Annotated in this window: 2 protein-coding genes; both read left to right on the forward strand. The window is 28.6% G+C overall.

The genetic code is table 11. From position 1 onward, the window contains the following. Positions 1-366 precede the first annotated feature (366 nt). Positions 367-798, forward strand: coding sequence for a hypothetical protein (locus tag IAI56_RS15460; protein ID WP_187658716.1), 432 nt, complete (start codon positions 367-369; stop codon positions 796-798). A gap of 802 nt (positions 799-1,600) precedes the next feature. Then, positions 1,601-2,515: a hypothetical protein gene (locus tag IAI56_RS15465; protein ID WP_187658717.1), complete on the forward strand. Its 915-nt coding sequence runs from the start codon at positions 1,601-1,603 to the stop codon at positions 2,513-2,515. Positions 2,516-2,573 lie beyond the last annotated feature (58 nt).

A 2,573-nucleotide genomic window follows, 5' to 3' on the forward strand; every position in this document is an offset into this window, starting at 1 on the left:
ATGAAAAATGTATTTAAACGTTTTTTTTACCTCAAAAACAGCAAAACTAACCTAGCTATGAATTGAATTATTATTTTTAGACAAGAAGAAAATAAAATAATTTTAAGTGATTACGGAAAACCGTAAAATGGAGTGAGGAGTTTGTTTTATTTTTGGGAATAATATTCAGAAATTTTCGACTATTACTCCTTTTTAGGGTGTAATAGCGAAACAAGTTTCGGATATATACTAGTTAGCAGTAATAATTCAGAACGAAAAACTTAAAAAGAACTTATGAGTAAGAAAACCAAAAAAATGGTATAAATATTTTGCATTTTAGCAATTTCAGTTTTCTTGCTTTTTAAATTTAATGAGAGAATTAAGATTGTGGAATTAACTTCAATTAATGTTGAAACAGAAAACCAACTTGACATCGAAAAAGTAATAGTTTATCAAGGTTATTACACAATAAACCGAAAAAGTGACGCTGAAATGTTTGCTAATAAATATCACGAAGTTGTGTTTAACGGAAATGGAACAGGAAAAATCAAAACTGAATATGGTGAAAATGATTTTTTAGTAACCTATGACAATAAATACTACTTTCAATTTAGACAAATCTGTACAAACGATAATGATTATTATAAATACAATCTCAAAATTCTAAAGAAAGCTAACAAAATTTATTTAAAAGCGGACATTGACGGCGGAATGAAATTTGAAAGACATATGAACCTGATAAGCGATGCTGGAAAATTGAGATGTAATAAAATCATAGATAATGAGAAAGGTCATTACAATGGATTGGAATTAGATTAATATTACTACTACTAACAGCCGTAACTATTGCACAATAAAACCCTGTCAGGGCACAAAACCCGCTAAATATGAAAATCGTGAACATCATTGGAAAAAAATCAATACTATTCATAATGAATACTATAACTTTTTTAAAAAATTTTTGGTTGGATTTTTTTTCTGCCTATCATAATAGACTAATGAAGAATGCAAAATATGAAACGCCACTTAGCACTTTATTGCATCTAGCATTTGTTCAGACTGTCAATTTTAATACAATTTTAGTTGCAATATTGCCTTTTTTGTTCAAAGTAAAACCTACTTTTCCAATATTATTTTCACCAATTATTATTCTGTCTTTAATCAATTATTATTATTTCTATCATAAATTAGATAATAATCAAAGAAATGAACTAATTAAAAGGAAACCAAAATATAAAACATGGGTTTATGATTTTTATGATGTTATTTCAACAATAGTATTTGTATTAACTCTTATTTTGGCATCTAAGTTTAAGAATACGCATTGAATTATAGCGCAGCTTAACAAATTATTGATTTACCATTATGCGTAAAGTCCCAGCTCCGCAAAGTCTCCCGACTTCGTAGCATCAAAAAAACCAAACCGCCATTCGGCGGTTTTTTTAATCTTTGAAACATAAAAAGCAGTTGTAATTATAGTAGTTCTATTTTAAAACCCATACCAACAAACAAAATCAACTACTTCCAATAATTTCACTATTTTTGATAAAAGGATTGTGATGATTTTCATGGTCTGAGGTTAGCGGTAATTAATGATAAACTGAACGATAATAAACGAAATATGACAAAATTTAAATTTATTCTATTGGCAATAACCTTATTCTATTTGGTAACAAACTATTCTTATGGACAAGGTTGTAGTGACGCAGGTTTTTGTACTATTAACAGTTTCAAACCTAATAGTACAGACAGTACAGAAGTTTTTAATAACCAATTCAAAGTTGGTGCTTTCTATGGTAATGCAGACAACTCTATTTCTGTTTATGGTAACTATTTAGAGTATAATAGACAATTGAGTGAGAAATTTGGACTTGATGTTAAATTGACAACACTTGCTCAAAATGGAAATGGGATATCTGCTTTCGGACTTTCAGATATTTTTGTAAATGCTAATTTTAAAGCAAGTGAAAAGGTAAAATTTACATTAGGCGCAAAGATACCATTATCAAATGCAAGTAAAACTTATGACAAACTTCCTCTACCAATGGACTATCAAGCAAGTTTGGGAACATTTGACCTTATATTTGGAATTGGATATGAGATTAAGAAAATCCAGTTGATAGCTGCCATTCAGCAACCTTTAACACAAAATGACAATCAATTTATTGCAACGAATTATCCAATTAATTCTGAGTTGAGAACATTTCAATCAACGAATAAATTTGAAAGAAGTGGCGATGTTTTACTTCGAGTTTCATATCCTATAAATATTACCTCAAAACTTAAATTGACACCGAGTATTTTACCAATTTATCACCTTTCAAATGACAAGTATACTGATGAATTTAATGTTGAAAATGAAATTGTAGGTTCGCAAGGACTTACACTAAATGGAAATGCTTACTTAGATTATGAAATAAACAGCAAAAATATTATTCAATTAAATTTAGGAATGCCTTTTATTGTTAGAGATAGCAGACCAGATGGCTTAACAAGAAGTTTTATTGCAAATATTGAATACAGAATAAAATTTTAACTGCCACTAACAGCGGTAACTGTTGCAGAACTTCTCAAAAAAAAATAAAAAAAACACA

The sequence above is a fragment of the Flavobacterium macrobrachii genome, assembly GCF_014486675.1.
Lineage (GTDB): Bacteria > Bacteroidota > Bacteroidia > Flavobacteriales > Flavobacteriaceae > Flavobacterium > Flavobacterium macrobrachii.